Source organism: Streptomyces sp. ALB3 (genome assembly GCF_044385685.1).
GTDB lineage: Bacteria > Actinomycetota > Actinomycetes > Streptomycetales > Streptomycetaceae > Streptomyces.
The window spans coordinates 524,956-543,425 of the sequence record NZ_JBISCE010000003.1 but is presented as its reverse complement, the minus strand read 5'-3'; the positions used below and the strand labels follow the sequence as shown (position 1 = coordinate 543,425).

Below are 18,470 nucleotides of genomic sequence, written 5' to 3'. Positions count from 1 at the left end.
AGCAGGCCCAGCGATCGTAGAGCCCACCTATGCAACTTACTGAGGCTTTACCTAGTTCCCGTTACCGGGGCAGAAGGAGGCAGGATGTTCAGCATGCCCAACGTTTCCCCCTCAGGCCCTCCGATGGCCGCGAGCCCACTCACCGTCGCCGTCCTCGAAATCGACGCCTACGCCGCAGGTCTGGGCTGGGACCAGCCCGCCAGACTGTTCGCCCTGGTGGACACCGCCCGGCTGCGCGCCCACGAGCCGGGCCTCGCCGCCCAGCTCGGCCTCGACGACACCGCTTCCACGACCGCCGCTCTCACCCCTGTCGAGCAGGAGGAGCTCCCCGCAGGCACCGCTCTGGACGAGTTCCTCGCCACGATCGCCTGGCCCGACGCCGTCGTCGGCTGCGCCATGACCGTGGAGCGCATGATGCTGCCGCCTTCCGCGGAGGCGTCCGTGCCGGACGGGCTGACCGACGCCCAGCTGACGGAGTGGGTCGCCGGGCACCCTGACCGGCAGGAGGTGCGGATGACCGTGGCGGTGCTGCGCGACGGGGCCCGGGACTCCGCCGTGCGACTGCGGGAGAAGGACTCCCCGACCGAGGTCCTGACCGGCGCCGGACTGGTTCCCGGGCTTGCCGAGGCACTCGCGGCGACCTTCGAGTCCTGACGTCTCCGACGGGGGCCGGCCTCAGCTCGCCGAGCAGCTCGGCAGCCCGGCCGTGTCCCCCGTTCGGATCTTCTCCAGGGACTTCTTCGCGTCGTCCAGGGTCTTCACCCGGACCAGGGTGAGGCCGTCCGGGGTGTCGGACGCCGCGGCGGCGCAGTTGTCGTCCGGGGTCAGGAAGTACTGGGCGCCCGCGTCGCGCGCGCCGACCAGCTTCATGTTGATCCCGCCGATGGGGCCGACCTTCCCGTCGTCGTCGATGGTGCCGGTGCCCGCGATGAACTCGCCGCCCGTCAGCTTCCCGGGCGTCAGCTTGTCGATGATGCCCAGCGAGAACATCAGTCCGGCGCTCGGGCCGCCCACGTCGGCCAGCTTGATGTCGATGTCGAACGGGAACGTGTGGTCGGTCCCCGCCTGGATCCCCACGATCGCCCGGTCCTCGGACGGGTTCGAGGGGTCCTCGGGGGCCTTGCGCGTCGTGAGCGTGACGTCGCGCGCGCCCTTGGGCTCCTTGCCCGCCTTCTCGGCGGCGGCCGCCGCCTTGGCGGGGATGACCGTGAAGACGACCTCCTCGCCCGGCTCGTGCTTCGTGACGAGCTTCGCGACGTCCTGCGGCTGCTCGACCGCCGTGCCGTCGACGGCCTTGATCACATCGCCCGCGTGCAGCACGCCCTGAGCGGCGCTGTCCTTGACCACCGTCGAGACGACCACTCGGGACGTGACGGGGATCTTCAGCTCCTCCAGGGCCGCGACCTTGGCGCTCTCCTGGGACTGGCTGAACTCCTCCGCGTTCTCCTGCGTCGACTGCTCCTCCGTCTTGCCGTCCGGATAGAGGGTGTCGTGGGGCACGATCACGCTGTCGTGGGCCAGCCAGCCGTAGACGGCCTCGACGATGTTCATGTCGTAGTCCGCGCCCGTGACGCGGACCGTCGTCATGTTGAGGTTCCCCGACGTCGGATACGTCTTGCGCCCACTGATGTGCAGGACCGGTTCGCCACGTGCGTCGCCGAGCGTGTTCACGGTCGGCCCGGGGGACATCTCCGCATACGGCACGCGAATCAGCACGCCTGCGCAGAGCAGCGCGATGAGGATGAGGGTGGAGGCGAGCATCGTCGCGGTGCGGCGTGGCATGGAACGACAGTACGGGAACGGCCTGTCAGTGCACCGTCGGGGCCGGGCCGTACGGGGCGGCCGGCGAGGGGGTCACGGAGGGACCCGGGGGGCCGGTGCGCTCGCCGCGCGGAACGCGTCTGTGGCGAGCGGGAGCATTGCGGCGTTGGCGACCGCGTACGACTCCGGGGTCTCAGACGGCCTCGGAACCGGAGCGGGACTTCTCCATCACTTCACGGAATCTGGCGTGACCGGCGAGTTCCCTGACATCGCCGGTCGTACGGTTGCGGGCTGCCCACCCGCCCCATATCGCCGCGCCAAGAGCAGCTATGAACGGAATCAGAAGCCAAGCGAGTGCTGCCATCACGACCTCCCTACCCCATGAGCGACCGCAACTGACGATCAGCAGATTAACCACCTGCAGGACCAACGCTCACGGCAGGGGTGCGGTTACGCAAATCGGGGCTGATGCCCCCCGGGGCGGTTTGCGCTCAGCAGGCTCCGACCCACTCCTCCGTACCGTCGGAGAAACGCTGGTGCTTCCAGATCGGGACCTCGTGCTTGAGGTCGTCGATCAGCTTGCGGCAGGCGTCGAAGGCCTCACCCCGATGGGCGCAGGACACGGCGACCACCACCGCCAGATCGCCGACGCCCAGTTCACCCACCCGGTGGACGGCGGCCAGCGCGCGTACGGGGAACTCCGCCACCACCTTCTCGGCCACTCTGCGGAGCTCGTCACCGGCCGTCGGATGGCAGGAGTATCCGAGGGAGCCGACGTCCTGGCCGTCGTCGTGATTGCGCACCGTGCCGACGAAGAGCGCCATGCCCCCGGCGGCGTCGTCCCCGACCGCGCGGAAGATCTCGTCGACGGACAGCGGCGTGTCGCGGATGTCCAGGAGCCGGATGGGATCCTGGGCAGCCTGCTCGCCGGGGTGGTCGTGGGTGCGTGCCATGAGGCCATCGTGCCGCACGGCACCGACATCCCGTAAGGGCGGGTTCGACCGATGGCAGGCCCGCCCGCTTGGAGCCTCCTACCAGGCGGGGTGAGCAGGCGCCCTCGGCCTAGAAGCGGCGGCGTGCCTTCCGGGCCCGTCGGACCAGCGCCGCGGTGCCGAGCAGCGCCACGGTCGCCCCCGCGGCGCCGGCCGCGGTGGCGTCCTTGCGGCCGAGTCGCCGGCCGGCGACCGTGTGGCGCCCCTCCACCTCTGCCAGGAGCGCCGCGAGGACCTCCTCGTTGGTCCAGCGGGGACGCCATCCCGCGTCGTGGAGCCGGCTCACGCTGACCACCCAGGGGTGCATGGTGTACGCGAGGTCGCCCGCCGGGGACGGCGTGAGGCCGATCCGGTGCAGCCTGGCCGCGGCACCGAGAGCGACGGCGGACGGGAGCTCCATACGGCGCACCCCGGAGAGCTCCTCCACCTCCTCCTGCTCGAGCCAGCCGTCGCAGCCGACCGCGAACTCCCCCTCGATCTTCTCGAGGGCCGCGTACTCCAGGGCGCTCACCAGGTCGTCGACGTGGCAGAACTGCCAGGCCGGGCGCGAGCCTGCGACGACGAGGAGCCTGGGGGACTCGAAGTAGCGGGTGAGCGCCGTGTCCGTGCCACCGACGAGGACCGTGGGACGCACCACCGTGACGTTGAGTCCGGGGTGGGCGCGGGGCGCACGGCGGCCGAGCCTCTCGATCTCCAGCAGGTCGCCGACGCCGGTGGCCTCCGCCGTCGCCCGCAGCTCGGCGTCCTCGGCGAGCGGGATGTCGTTGTCGGGAAGAGCGCCGTAGACCATCGCCGAGGTGCACAGCACGACCCGGTGGACGCCCACGGCCGCCGCCGCCGTCAGCACGGTCTGCGTACCGCGCACGTTGTACGCGGTACGGGCGGCGGGATCGGTCTCCAGGTCGAGGTCGAGCGCCATGTGGACGACGACGTCGGCTCCGCGCAGCTTCTCGGCGATGGCCGGGTCGCGGACGTCCAGGATGTGCCATGTCGCCTCGGAGACGTCCCCGCGGCGCTCGTCGATGGCGATGACCTGCTTGATCTCGTCGGATGCGGCGAGGTGGGCGGTGAGGAGTTCACCTACACCGGTCGCGGCGCCGGTGACCGCGACGACGGGGCCGCGGTCACGGGAAGAATTTTTCGCGGGCTTGCTTTCGGGCGAGGGGTCGGCCAGGTTTCGCGCTACGCGAACCTGCGGATCTGGGGAACTCACCGGGCGTCTCCAGCGGTTGTCTTCAGTACGTACCCGAATGACGCGTACGTACCAGGTGGCGTCCATCCTGCCGCAGGCCGGGAGCCGGCGGAGCACTGAGGGCCCGAGCGGTCTTCGGTGTCTACGCTGGATGGTGATGTCGGGCAGTCGCCGTCGGTTCGAGCCGGCGGCCCTACGAGCCGAGGAAACCCGTGAGTGACACCCCATTCGGATTCGGCCTTCCGCCGGAGGAGCCGGAAGACGGCGACGAAGGCAAGAAGAAGGACCCCACCGGTGGTGGGCAGGGCCCGGGCGGGCCGGCGAACCCGTTCGGCTTCGGGCCCGGCGCGGGAGGGGACAACCCGTTCGCCGCGATGTTCGGCTCGATGAACCCGAACGACCTGGGCGCGGCCTTCCAGCAGCTCGGCCAGATGCTGAGCTACGAGGGCGGCCCGGTCAACTGGGACATGGCCAAGCAGATCGCCCGCCAGACGGTGTCGCAGGGCACCACGGACGGCAGCAAGGACGCGAGCGTCGGCCCCGCGGAGCGGTCCTCCGTCGACGAGGCGCTGCGTCTTGCCGACCTGTGGCTGGACGGAGTGACGTCGCTGCCCTCGGGTTCCGTCTCCACGGTGGCGTGGAGCCGCGCCGAGTGGGTCGAGGCCTCGCTGCCCGCCTGGCAGCAGCTGGTGGACCCGGTGGCGGAGCGCGTCGGCCTGGCGATGGGCGATGTCCTGCCCGAGGAGATGCAGGCCATGGCCGGCCCCCTGATCGGCATGATGCGGTCCATGGGCGGTGCCATGTTCGGCCAGCAGATCGGCCAGGCCGTGGGCGTGCTCGCCGGCGAGGTCGTGGGCTCGACCGACATCGGTCTGCCCCTGGCCCCCGCCGGGAAGGCCGCGCTGCTCCCGCTGAACGTCGAGCGGTTCGGCAAGGACCTGAGCGTCCCGCAGGACGAGGTCCGGCTGTATCTGGCGCTGCGCGAGGCGGCCCATCAGCGGCTCTTCGCCCACGTGCCGTGGCTGCGCTCGCACCTGTTCGGGGCGGTCGAGGCCTATGCGCGTGGCATCAAGGTCGACACCAGCAAGCTCGAGGACGTCGTCGGGCAGTTCGACCCCTCGCAGCCCGAGCAGCTGCAGGACGCACTCCAGCAGGGCATGTTCCAGCCGGAGGACACCCCGGAACAGAAGGCGTCGCTGGCCCGCCTGGAGACCGCTCTCGCCCTCGTGGAGGGCTGGGTGGACGCGGTGGTGCACGAGGCCGCGAAGTCCCGGCTGACCTCGGCGGACGCGCTGCGCGAGACGATGCGCAGGCGCCGGGCCTCGGGCGGTCCCGCCGAGCAGACCTTCGCGACGCTGATCGGACTCCAGCTGCGGCCGCGCAGGCTGCGGGACGCGTCGCGCCTGTGGGCCTCTCTCACGGACGCACGGGGCGTCGACGGCCGGGACGGCCTGTGGGAGCACCCGGACATGCTGCCGACGGCCCAGGACCTGGACGACCCGGACGGCTTCGTCCACCACGAGCAGCTGGACTTCTCCGAGCTCGACAAGATGCTCGGCGAAGCGGCGAAGGGGCCGCGGAAGCCCGCCGCGGAGGACGAGGGCGAGGACGGGCCCGGAGACGAGCCGAAGAGCGACGGCAAGGACGACACCGGCCGGTGAGCCTGCGTGAGGACACCGTTTCGGTGCTCGGAAGCTATGACGGGGGCGACGCTCAGCAGGCGGAGCTGCGCAGCACGTACCTGGACCACTTGGCCGAGCATCCCGACGGTATGTGGAAGGCGTGCCGAGCGGGCCACGTGACGGCCAGCGCGCTGGTGGTCGACCCGGAGCGCGGCAGGGTCCTGCTGACCCTGCACCGGAAGCTGCGGATGTGGCTGCAGATGGGCGGGCACTGCGAACCCCAGGACACCACCCTGACGGCGGCGGCTCTGCGTGAGGCCACCGAGGAGTCCGGGATGGCGGGACTCACCCTGCTGCCCGGCGGGCCGGTCCGTCTGGACCGGCATGCCATCCCGGCGCCCTGCCACTGGCATCTCGACGTGCAGTACGCGGCGACGGCGTCCGCCGGGGCGGTGGAAAAGATCAGCGACGAGTCCCTCGATCTGCGCTGGTTCCCGTACGACGAGGTGGCGACGGTGGCGGACGCCTCGGTCGTGAGGCTGATGGAGGGCACCCTCGCACGGCTGGGTGAACGGCGCTAGACACCGGTGAGGGGCGGTTCCACGCGGGAACCGCCCCTTGCCGCCAAAGCTCCACGGGAGCGGGCGGCTCAGTTCCAGGCGTTGTTCTGGTTCTGGCTGTGAGCACCGTGCTGGCCCACACCGAACTGCGCCGCCGCCCCCTGGCCGATCTGGGCGTTCTGCGGCGGCAGGACCTCGCTCGGCTGGACGAGTGCGAAGCCCTGGCCCAGGAAGCTCAGCTCCCAGCCCTCCCCGGTGTTCCCCCGGCGCCGGAAGACGCCGGTGGAGTGCGTCTGGGCCTGCATCTGCACCCTCAGCCCGCTCGACCAGGCGACGATCGCGTCGGCGTCCACATTGACGTACTTGTCAGGCGTGACCTGCATCATCAGCGGCTGGCCGGAGGTCATCAGAGCGACCTTGCCACTGCCGGAGATGTTGAGCTGGTACTTGCCGGTGCCGGAGATCCCGTACTGGCTGTCCACCGCGATGACCTCGGTGTGCAGTGAGGAGTCCAGCGCGAGCACGTAGGCGCTGTCGACCGTCATACCCTCGTGGTCGACGTCGACCACATGGATGTACTGGGCGAGGTTGGCCAGGTAGACCGTGCCCTGCCCCGAGCAGCGCATGAGGTCGAGTCCCTCGCCCGTGTTCCTGCGGGCGCGGCGCTGGCCCTGCGACTGGTACTCCCCGTCGAACTCCATGAGCCCCTGGTAGGCGACCATGGCGCCCTTGCGGGCGAGGACGTCGTCATGGCCGGCCAGCGAGACCCGCAGGAGCTGCGGATTCTGGATGGCGTAGCGGTCCTGCGACTGCTGTTCGGTGTGGCTGAAAAGCGGACTCTGCATGATGTGTTCTCCCCCGCTCAGTTCCGGATCCGGAGGCGGTCCGTGCTGTCCTCGCTCGGCTGGACGACGACGATGCCCTGGCCCGAGAAGGCCATCTGGTACGCCTCACCGCTGCCCCGCCCGATGAGCGAACCGGCCTTGAAACTGCGCTTGCCCTTCACCTTGAGGTTCGGGGACCACGCGACGAGAGCGTCGGGGTCGACGTACGTCTCGTCCTCACCACGGCCGCAGTCGACGACGATCGGGGTGCCGCGCGAGGTGATGGCGACCCATCCCGTGCCCTTGATGCCGACGTTCCACAGGCCCTGGCCCGCGAACTTGGCCAGTCCCTTGACCCGCTCCACACCCCAGGTGAGGTGGCCGTCGAAGGCCAGGAGGTTGGTGCCGTTGACCGACAGCGAGTCGTTGTCGAGATTGATCACGATCACGTCGGCGCCGTAGTCGGCGAGGTAGAGCAGCCCGTCGCCGGCGCATTTCATCAAGGGGGCGCCCTCGCCGGTGATCCACTGGGACGCGATCTGGCGGACGGCGGGCGGGTTGGGTTCGTACTGGATGAAGCCCTCGTAGGCCACCATCGAGCCGGTGCGCGCGTAGAGGTCCTGGCCGGTGGCCATGGCGACCTTGAGCATCGTGCGGCCGTGGTTCTCCATGCGGGCCGTGACGGGGGTCGGGGCGAAGCCCGCGAGCTGCTGGTTCATGACGGGCTCCCTCAGACCTCGTAGGGCTGGACGACGATGAAGTTCCCGGGTGCTCCCCGGAACTGGAGGTTCACTGTCTCCCCGCTGTGCCCCGGGTACGCGTTGCGGCGCAGCCGGACCTGGCTGGAGATGATCACCTGGGACGCGGACGACCAGGCCACCACGGCGTTGCAGTCGGCGAACGTGGTCGGTGTCACCGGCAGGACGACAGGCACGCCGTGGGTCTTGACGACGACGGTGCCGGTGCCCTGGAACTGCATGGTGAACAGGGCGCCACCGGGAATCCCGTGCCCTTCGATCCTGCGGACCTCGTACTGCAGGGACTCGTCGAAGGCGAGCACGCTCTCGGCGGAGACGCAGATGCCGTCGCCCTGCAGCTCGATGGGGTGGAGATGAGCCCCTGCCTCGGCGAGGAAGACCTGGCCGCGGCCTGTACAGCGCATCAGCTGCATTTCCTGGCCTGTCGCGTTACCGACCATGCGGCCCGCGAAGCCGGCGCCCTTGTAACCGAAGTCGACCTTGCCCTGGTACATCACCATGCTGCCCTGGCGGGCCAGCACCGGTGTGCCGCCCATCGTGAGGTCGACGCGCATGAGCTGCTGGTTCTGGGAGGTCCAGCGCTGCCCGGTGGCCGTCTCCTTGTAGGGCTGCAGAGCCGCCGTGAGGCCCGCGCCGCCCGCGGGGACGCCTTGGGGCACGCCCTGCGGCACACCCGGGTGCATGCCCGGGGGCTGCTGGCCGAACGGCGGTGGTGTCTGGTGGCCGTAAGGCGGGGCGGCCGGTGCCTGCTGACCGAAGGGCGGAGCGGCCTGCCCCGGGACCTGTCCGAACTGCGGCTGCTGGGACGGCTGGCCGTACGGCGCGGGCGCCTGGGGCGCGGGCGCCATGGGTGCCGCGACGGTCGGCGCGGCGTGCATCGGCTGCTGGTGCGGCGCGGGAGCCGGAGCTCCGAACGTCGGTGCCGGCTGCGGCGGGGCGGCCGGAGCACCGAACGCGGGAGGCGCGGAGGCCTGGGCGGGCGGCGCGAACGAGAGGGCGGCGCCCTGAGGCTCGGCGGGCGCCTCCTCGGCGACCTCACCACCGAAGTTCTTGAGCAACGCGTCGAGCCCGCCGTCGAAGCCCTGGCCGACCGCGGCGAACCGCCAGACGTCCTTCAGGTAGAAGTCGCCGAGCATGACGGCGCGCTCGGTGGTGAACTCCGAACCGGTGAACGCGTACTTCACCACTTCCTCGCCGCCCGCGACGATCCGGATGTATCCGGGACCGACCTGTGACATCTGCCCCGCACCGTCGAGAGTCGCGGTGAAGGAGAGCTTGTGGATGTTCGCCGGGATACGGTCGAGGGTGACGCGGAACGATTCGGTGTCACCGGCCTGGGCGCCGAGAAGCTGAATGGACTCCTCAGGCGATTTCGGCTGGTTGAAGAAGATGAAATACCGGTCGTCGGAGAGCTGCTCGTTGGCGTCGAGACCGAAGCAGCTGATGTCGAACGTCAGGCCCGGGCCTGCGATCTGCACCCCTACGTACAGATCCGTCCCTGACGTGAGATCACTGATCTTGGCCTTGTGGCCGCGCTGAAATTCCCTGGCCATGCGTAACGACCGTCCCCCATCCCGAAGGTGAATGCGTCGCGTCAGGCTAACCGCAAACCACGACAATGAGCCAAGCCGGTACAGAGCCGGTACAGAATCGGCGGCGTCACTCCTCGCGGGCGGCGGGCAGATGCGGGAGCCGGGCGGCCGCCACGACTCCTTCGAGGTAGCCGCGCGCGCGCTCGGTGCGGGGGTAGGCCTCCAGGAGCCGCCAGAAGCGCGGGCCGTGGCCGGGAACCAGCAGATGGGCCAGCTCGTGGAGGAGGACGTAGTCGCGGACGTACTCAGGCATGCCCTGCAGACGGTGCGAGAGGCGGATGCTGCCCTCTGCCGGGGTGCAGGAGCCCCAGCGGGTGTTCTGGTTGGTCACCCATCGCACCGAGGACGGCCGCGCCCGGCCCCCGAGGTACTGGCCGGAAAGCCGCTCAGCTCGTCCGGTGAGCTCGCTGTCGCCGATGACCCGCCTGCTCTCCTGCGCGGCGAGCTTGTCGAGCATCACGCCGATCCAGCGCTGCTCCTCGGCCTCCGACATCCGGGCCGGGATGAGCACGATGGTGCGATCACCCTCCCGGTACGCGGAGACGGTCCTGCTGCGCCGGGCGCTCCTGCGGACCTCCACCGCGCTCATCACGGATGCGCGGGGCTGCCGGGTGGCTGCGCTGCGCTGCTGGCGTCCGGCGCTGCGCGCGGGGGTTCCCCCGGCGAGACCGGGAGGGGAGTCGGCGGGCACGACACGACGTTACCCGCTGGCGGTGCGGGAAGTCCCGCCTCCGCAACGGCCCGGGAATGATCCACTTCTCGCCTTGCACCATTTGAACGACTAATACCCCGGCCTGTGGATAACTTTCGACCCGTTTCGCTGTCATGTTGCATTCTGGCAACGGATCGACACCGAGCTGGGGAGAAGCCATGCATCCGATGTTGAAGCCCGCACTCCGCAGGGCTTGGCGTGGGCGGAACACCGTGCAATTCGGTGTGACACCCGCGCACGCGGTAACGCTGGGGCCGATGGATATCGCCACCGGCAGCTTTCTGGAACTGCTCGACGGAACACGCGGACTTCCCCTGCTGCGCGAAGAGGCACGTGCGCTGGATCTGTCGGACCGTCACGTGGACATTCTCGTGTCGCGCCTCACGGAGGCCGGACTGCTGGACGATCTCGACGCAGGGGGCCCGGAGGCCGATGCCTTACGGCGGCGGGCCGAAACCCTGGAGCGGCAGCGACCCGACGCGGCGGCCCTCTCCGTCGTCCATCCGGCTCCGGGCAGCGGGCTGCGCAGACTCGCGGCCCGACGCGCGATGCGGGTGCAGGTGCGTGGCGCGGGCAGGGTGGGCGCGGCGATCGCAGCGGTCCTCTCCGGATCAGGGGTGGGGCATGTCGAGGTGCTCGACGGGGGACGCGCCGAACCGTGGGACGTCGCGCCGGGCGGGCTCCCGTCCTCCTCGGTCGGAGAACGCCGGGACACGGCGGCCCGGCAGTTGGTGCGCAGGTCGGCCGTCGGCGGACCGTCACGGCCGGGAGGGGCCGGCGGGGGTTCCGGCGAACCCGCGCTGTCCCTGATCGTGGTGTCCCCGAGGGACGGCCTCTCCGTCTACGCCCCCGACCCGGACACCGCCGCACCGTGGATCGCTTCGGGTACGCCGCACCTCTTCGCCGGTGTGATCGAGGCCACAGGAGTGGTCGGACCGTTGGTACTGCCCGGAGGCACCGGGTGCGCGGGCTGCCTGGCGCTACGCCGTGCGGAGGCGGACCCTCAATGGCCTCGGATGCTCGCGCAATGGCGTTCCGGGCGACGCGCTCACGTGCAGGCCTGCGACCTGGGTCTGGCGACGGCGGTGGCCGGTCTCGCCGCGGCCCACGCGCTGTCCTTTCTCGACGGGGAGCTCCCCGCCAGCACGGGGGCACGGTGGGAGGCAGCCATGCCGCTGCTCGACTGGCGGTCGGAAAGGCTGCGACCACACCTCGACTGCCCGTGCGGCGCCGCCGGGCACACTGAGGTGGAGCTCACCTCCGCGGCCGGCGCCACGCGGGACACAATGGCCGGGTGACCGCCGCCGACGGAGCGGAGCCGGATACTCACGCGGCACGGCAGTCTGGGAACTGGAGGGGCACATGTCTGATCTTCCCCGGAAGGCGGTCACCCGTACCGCGAAGCTGGCATCCCTGCCGCTCGGCTTCGCCGGGCGTGCAACATGGGGCCTGGGCAAGCGGATCGGCGGGAAGTCCGCCGAGATCGTGGCACGCGAGGTCCAGCAGCGCACCGCCGACCAGCTCTTCAAAGTGCTCGGTGAGCTGAAGGGCGGAGCGATGAAGCTCGGACAGGCGCTGTCCGTCTTCGAATCCGCGCTACCGGAGGAGGTCGCGGGTCCTTACCGGGCGGCTCTGACCAAACTTCAGGAGGCGGCCCCGCCCATGCCGACCCGCACCGTGCACGCGGTGCTCGCGGAGCGGCTCGGCGACGACTGGCGGGAACTCTTCTCCGAGTTCGAGGACAAGCCCTCTGCCGCGGCCTCGATCGGACAGGTCCATCGAGCGGTGTGGCACGACGGGCGCGATGTCGCCGTGAAGGTGCAGTATCCGGGCGCAGGCGAGGCATTGCTCTCGGACCTCACCCAACTCAGCCGCTTCGCGCGGCTGTTCGGCCCTCTGGTGCCCGGGATGGACATCAAGCCGCTCATCACGGAGTTGCGCGACCGGGTGTCCGAGGAGCTGGACTACGAGCTCGAGGCGCGGGCCCAGCAGGAGCACGCGGCGGAGTTCGCGGACGATCCTGACGTGGTGATCCCGGGAGTGGTGCATCAGTCCGAGCAGGTGCTGGTGACGGAGTGGATCGAGGGGACACCCCTGTCGGAGGTGATATCCGACGGCACGGCGGAACAGCGGGACAGGGCGGGTCAGCTGCTGGCGCGCTTCCTGTTCTCGGGGCCCGCTCGCACCGGTCTGCTGCACGCGGACCCGCATCCGGGGAACTTCCGGCTGCTCCCCCCAGCGGATGCGTTCGCCGTCGGCACCGACGCCGACGACCCGGAGCAGGACGCCGGCCGGTGGCGCCTGGGGGTCCTCGACTTCGGCACGGTGGACCGCCTCCCCGGGGGTCTGCCGCAGACCATCGGCGAAGCCCTGCGGATGACGCTGGAAGGGGATGCCGATGCCGTCTACGCCATGCTGCGTGAGGCCGGCTTCGTCAAGGAGTCGATCGATCTCGAACCGGACGCCGTACTCGACTACCTGCTTCCCATCATCGAGCCGGCGCAGGCGGACGAGTTCACCTTCACCCGTTCCTGGCTGCGCAGCCAGGCCGCCCGGATCGCCGATCCCCGTTCGCCGGCGCACCAGTTGGGCAAGCAGTTGAATCTGCCCCCGTCCTACCTGCTGATACACCGTGTGACGCTGAGCACGATCGGTGTGCTGTGCCAGCTGGGTGCGACCGTCCGCCTGCGGGACGAACTCGAGTCCTGGCTGCCCGGCTTCCTTCCCGTGCACGAGCCGGACGAGGACGGCGCCGAGGAGGGAACGGCGGTCGAGGTGTAGGAGACGGGAGACGGTCCCGCACCCTCGGCGGTCCGGTCACGTCGCGCCCGCCCGCTCCCACGACGCCCGGTCACCCCGCGTCCTGGCGTGTCAGGACCGCCTCGGCATCACCGACGGCGCTCGCGCCGCTGCCCACCGCACTCACGACCGCCCCGTCACCACCAGGCGGAGTCGAGTCGGCTCTCGATCGCCCTTATGTGGGCACGGGCGCACGCGTCGCAGATGTACCGGCGGCTGCCGTTCTCCAGGGAGCAGAGCCACGTAGGAGGTGGCGCGTCCGACTCCGCGGGGGTGCCGCAGCGGGCACACGACACGCGGCCGGTCTCCGGCTCCGCGGGGTGATGAGCCTCCTCGTCCACCTCGCGACGATAACGCCGTGAGCCGGGTGGCGCGCGCCGCAACGCACTGCGGGGCCGGCCGTCCCGGCCGGCCCCGCAGGTGGGGAGGTGGCTGCCTGGTGGCCGAGCGGTGGCCCGGCAGCCGTGGTGCTGGTGGATCTGTCAGTGCATGACGGCCATGGCGAGCGCACGGCGGGCACGCATCGAGGCACGCTCCGCGCGGCGCTGCATCCGCCGCGCGGCCACCAGGCGGACTGCCTGACGTCCCTCTTCTGCCTCCCTCATGCGGTCGTGCATATGGGCACGAGCCAGGGCTTCTGGGATGAGTTGCATTTCGCGGGTCCTGTTCTGACGCGAGTCGTTCGCGCCGATGATGGTGACGTCCGGGGTCGCGGAGCCGACAGGCTCCCTCGTGGTGGTGGTCATTGGTGCCTGATTCCGGGGGTCATGGGTCTGGGGACGGTCGATGGTGCCGATGCGCTTGCTTCGTGTGGGGGCCATGACCCCCAGGCCGGCGGTCACGCCGCGACCGGGTTCTTGCGCGGGCGTCCACGCGGACGCTTGCGGGCGACGACGACACCCTGGACGAACAGCTCGCCGCCCCAGACGCCCCACGGCTCGCGCCGCTCCTTGGCGCCGGCGAGGCAGGCCTCGACCAGCGGGCAGGTCCGGCACAGGGACTTGGCGTACTCGACGTCGGCCGGCGACTCGGCGAAGAAGACCTCCGGGTCGTAGGAACGGCAGGGGACGGGTACGCCGAGGTTCTCGATGGCGTCATCGAGCGCGGTGAGCGCGGTGAGGGGGATCAAGGTGGAGTCCTCCGTGAGGCCGGGCGGGGAGATCGTGTCGGAAGGCGGTACGGACGGGGCGTGCGTCTCGAGTTGCACGGTGGCGTTGTCCTCGTCTGGTCGTGCCGGCCTGTTGGCCGGTTGGCGGCTGGTACCAGGTCCTGCTGTCCCGAGGCTCCTTCGTCTCGTCTCATCCGTTCGGACAAAACAAAAGGGCCGCGGATCCCGAGTGGGGTTCCGCGGCCCTGAAGGCGCCGGCCTGATGGGTATCAGGCTGGATCACTCCAGGGTTCAGGCCCACGGAAGGCCCACATCGTGTGGTGGTGCTGCGTCGTCTGCTTCTTGGCTCCGGCACCGGCTGCGGCTGCCGCAAAGGCATAGGCCTGGGCCTGTCCCTTCACTACTGCTGCTTCCGGTGCCTCGGTCGGTCGCTCATTGCGTTCCCGCACGGGCAGGCTCGCCAGGGACAGCGGGCTGACGGCGGAGACGCCGGACACACGGATGCCACGAAGCGAGAGCGCGGAAGAGCGGGTGAGGCCGAGCGAGCAGGCGGAGACGACCGACGGATCGGTCATTTTGATGGTGTTGATGATGCTGATCACGACAATCGCCTCCTCTCGGCGTCTCAAGGGACCGGCCGGGGCCGATCCTGCGGTATTCGGATAAGTACAGCACGGAGTCAGGGCTTCAGAGAAGTCGCTGTTCCCGTGGTTAAGAACCTATGGTGCTTGCTGCTGCGCGCGCAAACTATTTTCTCGACGAGTTTTTCTCACACCTCGCCGTCGTCCTCCCCCGGTTCCTGACCCACCGTCCGGCCTGCGCAGATGGCCAGCACGTCGGCCCCGAACCTGGTCAGCTTGCGGTTGCCGACCCCGGCGATGACGACGAGCTCACCCTCGCTCCCCGGCGCCGCCTCGGCGATCGCCATCAGCGTCTTGTCGGTGAAGACGCAGTAGGCGGGCTGGCTGATCTCCTTCGCCCGGTCCGCGCGCCACTCACGCAGCCGTTCGTACAGCCCCTCGTCCATGTCCGAGGGGCAGTCCTCGCAGCGCATCAGCTTCATCTCGCCGGCCTCGGTGAGCGTCCTGCCGCAGACACGGCACCGCACGGGGCCCTTCCGGCCGGGCCGGGCCGGCTTCTGCGTGCCGGCGCCGACCGCGCCCGCGCGGGAGCCCCGGTCGATGCCGCCGCCTCCCCCGGCACCACCGCGTGTGCCGAACGCGGCCGAGCCTGGCCGCAGGCCGTTGAGGAAACGGGTCGCCCTGCGGTTCCCGCGGCCACCCGGCGACCGGGACAGGGCCCAGGACAACGAGAGGTGGAAGCGGGCCCGGGTGACCCCGACGTACAGCAGCCGGCGTTCCTCCTCGACCTGCTCGTCCGTCTTGGCGTACGCGATCGGCATCATCCCCTCGGTCAGCCCGACGAGGAACGCGGCATCCCACTCCAGTCCCTTGGCCGAGTGCAGCGAGGCCAGCGTGACGCCCTGGACCGTGGGTGCGTGCTGGGCGGCGGCCCGCTCGTCCAGCTCCGCCACCAGGTCGGAGAGCGTCGCGCCCGGCCTGGCCTGCTCGAAGTCCTCGGCCAGCCGCACCAGAGCGGCGAGAGACTCCCAGCGGTCCCGAGCCGCTCCCGAGCCCGCGGGCGGCTTGGAGGTCCACCCCTTGGTGGAGAGCACCGCCCGCACCTCGGAGGGCAGGTCGTCGGCACCGTCGAGCAGCGAGTCGTTACCTCCGGCCCGCGCGGCGCCCCGCAGTGCCACACCCGCCTCCCGCACCTCCGGCCGGTCGAAGAAGCGCTCGGCACCGCGCAGCTGGTAGGGCACACCCGCGTCCGCGAGTGCCTGTTCGTAGACCTCGGACTGCGAATTGACCCGGTACAGCACGGCGATCTCGCCGGCCGGGACGCCGGCGGCGATCAGATCACGGATCCGGCGCGCCGTGCCCTCAGCCTCCGCGGGCTCGTCCGCGTACTCCGTATACACGGGCTCGGGGCCCTTCTCCCGCTGGGAGACCAGCTCCAGGCGGTGTTCGGCTGCCTTGCCACGGGCCTGACTCAGCAGGCCGTTGGCCAGATGGACGACCTGGGGTGTGGAGCGGTAGTCCCGCACCAGCTTGACCACTGTCGCGTCGGGGTGACGGGTCCGGAAGTTCAGCAGGTGGTCGGGGGTCGCACCGGTGAAGGAGTAGATCGTCTGGCCGGCGTCGCCGACGACGCAGAGGTCGTCCCGGTCACCCAGCCACAGATCGAGGAGCCGCTGCTGGAGGGGGCTGACGTCCTGGTACTCGTCGACGACGAAGTGCTGGTACTGACGGCGCACGTGATCGGCGATGTCGTGGCGGTCCTGGAGGATGCCGACGGTGAGCAGCAGTACGTCCTCGAAGTCGATCACCGACCGGTCGCGCTTCAGCTGTTCGTACATCGCGTAGATCTGTGAGAGCTCGGCCGGGTCCCGCGGGGCGTCACGCTGGGTCTTCACGACCGCGGCCGGGTAGTCGGCGGGCACGGTCTGGGTGACCTTCGCCCACTCGATCTCGCTCGTGGCGTCCCGCAGCTCGTTGCGGTCGAGCCGGATCCCGCAGCGGGCGGCGGCCTCGGCGACCAGCTGGACCTTGCGCTCCACCAGACGCGGGAGCTCACCACCGACTGCTTTCGGCCAGAAGTACTGGAGCTGGCGCAGAGCTGCGGAGTGGAAGGTCCGGGCCTGTACGCCGGTGGCGCCGAGCTGGCGGAGCCGTCCCCGCATCTCGCCGGCCGCCCGGTTGGTGAAGGTGACGGCGAGCACGGTCGTCGGCTGGAGGATGCCCGCGCGCACCCCGTAGGCGATGCGGTGGGTGATCGCCCGCGTCTTGCCCGTACCGGCTCCGGCCAGCACGCACACCGGTCCGCCGAGGGCCAGCGCGACCTCGCGCTGCTCCGGGTCGAGCCCGTCCAGCACGGCGTCCGCGGACTCGGGGACCTGAGGGAAGAGGGTGGAATGCGTTGCTGCTGTCACCCTGCCATGCTGCCAGGTCGGGGCAGGCCGCCGCGGTGGTTGTCCACAGGGGCTGCACATTGTCACACCGGCCTGGCCCGGGTGCCGTCCCACCCGGTCGCGGGTGCCGTCCCCGCCGCCGCGGGTGCCGTGCCCGTGGCGCGCGGGGCCGGGAATTGCGGTCAGGTCAGAAACGTTCCCCTCATGCGGGACGGCGTGTGGACGCACGTGTCCCGCGACCCAGCGAGGCCTTCCCCAGCGGGACACACGAGACAAGGGAGCACCGACGACATGCCGGGCACTGTGACGATGTACAGCACCACGTGGTGCGGCTACTGCCGCCGGCTCAAGGGACAGATGGATCGCGAAGGCATCGCGTACACCGAGGTCAACATCGAGCACGACCCGGATTCCGCGGCGTTCGTCGAAAAGGCGAATGGCGGGAACCAGACGGTTCCCACCGTTCTCTTCCCCGACGGTTCGACGCTGACGAACCCCTCGCTGGCCCAGGTCAAGCAGAAGATCGGCGCCTGACGCACGCGCATGCCCCATGACGAAGGCCCCCGCCGCGGCGGGGGCCTTCGTCATGGGCGTGGCCCGGCGTTCAGGCGGTGTTGCCCGGCCTGGGGAGCGGCTTGCCGTACCAGAGCTCGATCAGACGCGCCGCGATCGAGACGCCGAACGGCGGCAGCACCTCGCCCGAGTCGAAGGCCGCCGTCAGGTCCTCCCGGGAGAACCAGCGGGCCTCCTCGATCTCCTCGCCGTCCACGTTGATCTCGGAGGACGTGGCGCGGGCCATGAAGCCGAGCATCAGGCTGGAGGGGAACGGCCAGGGCTGGCTGGCGATGTACTCGACCTCGCCGACGGTCACCCCCGCCTCCTCGAACACCTCGCGGGCCACGGACTGCTCGATCGACTCCCCCGGTTCGACGAAGCCGGCGAGCGTCGAGAACCGGCCCTCGGGCCAGTGGACCTGCCGTCCGAGCAGGGCACGGTCCTGATCGTCCGTGACCAGCATGATCACCGCGGGGTCGGTCCGCGGGTAGTGCTCCGCCCCGCAGGCCTGGCAGCGACGGATGTGCCCGGCCGCCGCGATGACGGTGCGCTCACCGCAGCGTGAGCAGAAGCGGTGCAGCCGCTGCCAGTTCTCCAGTGCCACCGCGTGCACCATCAGACCGGCGTCGCGCGGGCCCAGCAGCATCCCGGCCTCCCGCAGACCGGCGGGCCGGGCCGACTGGTCCATGCGCCCCGGGAGGGAGTCCTTCTGCAGCGCGAAGTAACGCACTCCGTCGGCGTCGGTCCCCAGGAAGTAGCGGTGGGTCTCCGTGACCGGCGCCTCGAAGGCGGGTGTCATGACGAGCTCGGTGCCGCCCTCGGGGGTGTCGTCGATGAGCGCCTGGCCGCCGGAGACGACGAAGACCCTGGTCGTCGGATGGCTCCAGGCCGCGGCGAGCCAGGCCTCGTCGAGCCGGTGGTGCGCGGCACGGTCGATGCCGCTGGGCGCGGTGAGACCGATCGGACGGTCTGCGGTGGCGTTGTCGAAGGTGCTCACAGGTGCTTCCTACTCCCCCGGGGGTGG

The 18,470-nt window shown here is 70.5% G+C and carries 20 protein-coding genes; 6 read left to right on the top strand and 14 right to left on the bottom strand.

Annotation, left to right across the window (positions count from 1 at the left end):
* Nucleotides 1-84: 84 nt before the first annotated feature.
* A complete protein-coding gene (locus ACHFIV_RS04365) occupies nt 85-654 on the top strand; it encodes a PPA1309 family protein (protein ID WP_398963658.1) in 570 nt (189 codons plus the stop codon).
* Between the two features lie 21 nt (nt 655-675).
* Here the strand turns inward: ACHFIV_RS04365 and ACHFIV_RS04360 are convergent, their stop codons facing one another.
* From ACHFIV_RS04360 to ACHFIV_RS04345, 4 genes are all read right to left on the bottom strand, one after another.
* A complete protein-coding gene (locus tag ACHFIV_RS04360) occupies nt 676-1,782 on the bottom strand; it encodes a PDZ domain-containing protein (RefSeq protein WP_398963655.1) in 1,107 nt (368 codons plus the stop codon).
* Nucleotides 1,783-1,954: 172 nt separating this feature from the next.
* The gene (locus ACHFIV_RS04355; RefSeq protein ID WP_398963652.1) at nt 1,955-2,125 is read right to left on the bottom strand and encodes a hypothetical protein; all 171 of its coding nucleotides are present in this window, start codon (nt 2,123-2,125) and stop codon (nt 1,955-1,957) included.
* A 127-nt stretch (nt 2,126-2,252) separates the two neighbouring features.
* Complete coding sequence (locus ACHFIV_RS04350; RefSeq protein ID WP_398963650.1) at nt 2,253-2,714, bottom strand: molybdenum cofactor biosynthesis protein MoaE; 462 nt, start codon at nt 2,712-2,714, stop codon at nt 2,253-2,255.
* A 109-nt stretch (nt 2,715-2,823) separates the two neighbouring features.
* Complete coding sequence (locus tag ACHFIV_RS04345; protein ID WP_398963647.1) at nt 2,824-3,966, bottom strand: SDR family oxidoreductase; 1,143 nt, start codon at nt 3,964-3,966, stop codon at nt 2,824-2,826.
* 191 nt (nt 3,967-4,157) lie between these two features.
* On the opposite strand from ACHFIV_RS04345, the gene ACHFIV_RS04340 reads away from it, so the two are divergent.
* Both ACHFIV_RS04340 and ACHFIV_RS04335 read left to right on the top strand, forming a co-directional pair.
* Nucleotides 4,158-5,606: a zinc-dependent metalloprotease gene (locus tag ACHFIV_RS04340; RefSeq protein WP_398963644.1), complete on the top strand. Its 1,449-nt coding sequence runs from the start codon at nt 4,158-4,160 to the stop codon at nt 5,604-5,606.
* Nucleotides 5,603-6,148 (top strand): NUDIX hydrolase, encoded by a 546-nt coding sequence (locus ACHFIV_RS04335; RefSeq protein ID WP_398963641.1) that lies wholly within the window; start codon nt 5,603-5,605, stop codon nt 6,146-6,148. Before ACHFIV_RS04340 ends, ACHFIV_RS04335 begins: the two co-directional genes overlap by 4 nt.
* 68 nt (nt 6,149-6,216) lie before the next feature.
* Here ACHFIV_RS04335 and ACHFIV_RS04330 read toward each other — a convergent pair whose 3' ends face one another.
* The 4 genes from ACHFIV_RS04330 to ACHFIV_RS04315 form a co-directional block, all read right to left on the bottom strand.
* On the bottom strand, nt 6,217-6,972 hold the full coding sequence (locus tag ACHFIV_RS04330; protein WP_398963638.1) for an AIM24 family protein: 756 nt from the start codon (nt 6,970-6,972) through the stop codon (nt 6,217-6,219).
* A gap of 17 nt (nt 6,973-6,989) precedes the next feature.
* The gene (locus ACHFIV_RS04325) at nt 6,990-7,670 is read right to left on the bottom strand and encodes an AIM24 family protein (RefSeq protein ID WP_398963635.1); all 681 of its coding nucleotides are present in this window, start codon (nt 7,668-7,670) and stop codon (nt 6,990-6,992) included.
* Nucleotides 7,671-7,681: 11 nt separating this feature from the next.
* Entirely contained in the window at nt 7,682-9,262 is a 1,581-nt protein-coding gene (locus ACHFIV_RS04320) for a TerD family protein (protein ID WP_398963632.1), read from the bottom strand.
* A 106-nt stretch (nt 9,263-9,368) separates the two neighbouring features.
* The gene (locus tag ACHFIV_RS04315) at nt 9,369-9,992 is read right to left on the bottom strand and encodes a M48 family metallopeptidase (RefSeq protein WP_398963629.1); all 624 of its coding nucleotides are present in this window, start codon (nt 9,990-9,992) and stop codon (nt 9,369-9,371) included.
* Nucleotides 9,993-10,171: 179 nt separating this feature from the next.
* Here ACHFIV_RS04315 and ACHFIV_RS04310 point away from each other — a divergent pair, with 179 nt between their 5' ends.
* Both ACHFIV_RS04310 and ACHFIV_RS04305 read left to right on the top strand, forming a co-directional pair.
* A complete protein-coding gene (locus tag ACHFIV_RS04310; protein ID WP_398963626.1) occupies nt 10,172-11,311 on the top strand; it encodes a TOMM precursor leader peptide-binding protein in 1,140 nt (379 codons plus the stop codon).
* Nucleotides 11,312-11,375: 64 nt separating this feature from the next.
* Nucleotides 11,376-12,794 carry an ABC1 kinase family protein gene (locus tag ACHFIV_RS04305; RefSeq protein ID WP_398963623.1) on the top strand — a complete coding sequence of 473 codons (1,419 nt, stop codon included), beginning with the start codon at nt 11,376-11,378 and terminating at the stop codon, nt 12,792-12,794.
* A gap of 155 nt (nt 12,795-12,949) precedes the next feature.
* Here the strand turns inward: ACHFIV_RS04305 and ACHFIV_RS04300 are convergent, their stop codons facing one another.
* The 5 genes from ACHFIV_RS04300 to ACHFIV_RS04280 all read right to left on the bottom strand — a co-directional run bounded on the left by ACHFIV_RS04300 (nt 12,950) and on the right by ACHFIV_RS04280 (nt 16,912).
* On the bottom strand, nt 12,950-13,153 hold the full coding sequence (locus tag ACHFIV_RS04300) for a hypothetical protein (protein ID WP_398963621.1): 204 nt from the start codon (nt 13,151-13,153) through the stop codon (nt 12,950-12,952).
* Between the two features lie 141 nt (nt 13,154-13,294).
* Nucleotides 13,295-13,654 carry a hypothetical protein gene (locus ACHFIV_RS04295; RefSeq protein ID WP_398963619.1) on the bottom strand — a complete coding sequence of 120 codons (360 nt, stop codon included), beginning with the start codon at nt 13,652-13,654 and terminating at the stop codon, nt 13,295-13,297.
* Nucleotides 13,651-14,019 (bottom strand): WhiB family transcriptional regulator, encoded by a 369-nt coding sequence (locus tag ACHFIV_RS04290; protein WP_033298139.1) that lies wholly within the window; start codon nt 14,017-14,019, stop codon nt 13,651-13,653. The genes ACHFIV_RS04295 and ACHFIV_RS04290 overlap by 4 nt, the downstream gene beginning before the upstream one ends.
* Nucleotides 14,020-14,189: 170 nt before the next feature.
* On the bottom strand, nt 14,190-14,522 hold the full coding sequence (locus tag ACHFIV_RS04285; RefSeq protein ID WP_398963616.1) for a hypothetical protein: 333 nt from the start codon (nt 14,520-14,522) through the stop codon (nt 14,190-14,192).
* A 167-nt stretch (nt 14,523-14,689) separates the two neighbouring features.
* Nucleotides 14,690-16,912, bottom strand: coding sequence for an ATP-dependent DNA helicase UvrD2 (locus ACHFIV_RS04280; protein WP_398963614.1), 2,223 nt, complete (start codon nt 16,910-16,912; stop codon nt 14,690-14,692).
* A gap of 270 nt (nt 16,913-17,182) precedes the next feature.
* Here ACHFIV_RS04280 and ACHFIV_RS04275 point away from each other — a divergent pair, with 270 nt between their 5' ends.
* Nucleotides 17,183-17,425 carry a mycoredoxin gene (locus ACHFIV_RS04275; protein WP_014154194.1) on the top strand — a complete coding sequence of 81 codons (243 nt, stop codon included), beginning with the start codon at nt 17,183-17,185 and terminating at the stop codon, nt 17,423-17,425.
* A gap of 70 nt (nt 17,426-17,495) precedes the next feature.
* Here ACHFIV_RS04275 and nudC read toward each other — a convergent pair whose 3' ends face one another.
* Nucleotides 17,496-18,443, bottom strand: coding sequence for an NAD(+) diphosphatase (nudC, locus tag ACHFIV_RS04270; RefSeq protein WP_398963610.1), 948 nt, complete (start codon nt 18,441-18,443; stop codon nt 17,496-17,498).
* Between the last annotated feature and the right edge of the window lie 27 nt (nt 18,444-18,470).

Excerpts from the sequence above, each read along its gene's own strand:
- ACHFIV_RS04365 (WP_398963658.1), top strand. The coding sequence starts at position 85 with ATGTTCAGCATGCCCAACGTTTCCCCCTCAGGCCCTCCGATGGCCGCG.
- ACHFIV_RS04360 (WP_398963655.1), bottom strand. The coding sequence starts at position 1,782 with ATGCCACGCCGCACCGCGACGATGCTCGCCTCCACCCTCATCCTCATC.
- ACHFIV_RS04355 (WP_398963652.1), bottom strand. The coding sequence starts at position 2,125 with ATGGCAGCACTCGCTTGGCTTCTGATTCCGTTCATAGCTGCTCTTGGC.
- ACHFIV_RS04350 (WP_398963650.1), bottom strand. The coding sequence starts at position 2,714 with ATGGCACGCACCCACGACCACCCCGGCGAGCAGGCTGCCCAGGATCCC.
- ACHFIV_RS04330 (WP_398963638.1), bottom strand. The coding sequence starts at position 6,972 with ATGCAGAGTCCGCTTTTCAGCCACACCGAACAGCAGTCGCAGGACCGC.
- ACHFIV_RS04325 (WP_398963635.1), bottom strand. The coding sequence starts at position 7,670 with ATGAACCAGCAGCTCGCGGGCTTCGCCCCGACCCCCGTCACGGCCCGC.
- ACHFIV_RS04320 (WP_398963632.1), bottom strand. The coding sequence starts at position 9,262 with ATGGCCAGGGAATTTCAGCGCGGCCACAAGGCCAAGATCAGTGATCTC.
- ACHFIV_RS04310 (WP_398963626.1), top strand. The coding sequence starts at position 10,172 with ATGCATCCGATGTTGAAGCCCGCACTCCGCAGGGCTTGGCGTGGGCGG.
- ACHFIV_RS04305 (WP_398963623.1), top strand. The coding sequence starts at position 11,376 with ATGTCTGATCTTCCCCGGAAGGCGGTCACCCGTACCGCGAAGCTGGCA.
- ACHFIV_RS04275 (WP_014154194.1), top strand. The coding sequence starts at position 17,183 with ATGCCGGGCACTGTGACGATGTACAGCACCACGTGGTGCGGCTACTGC.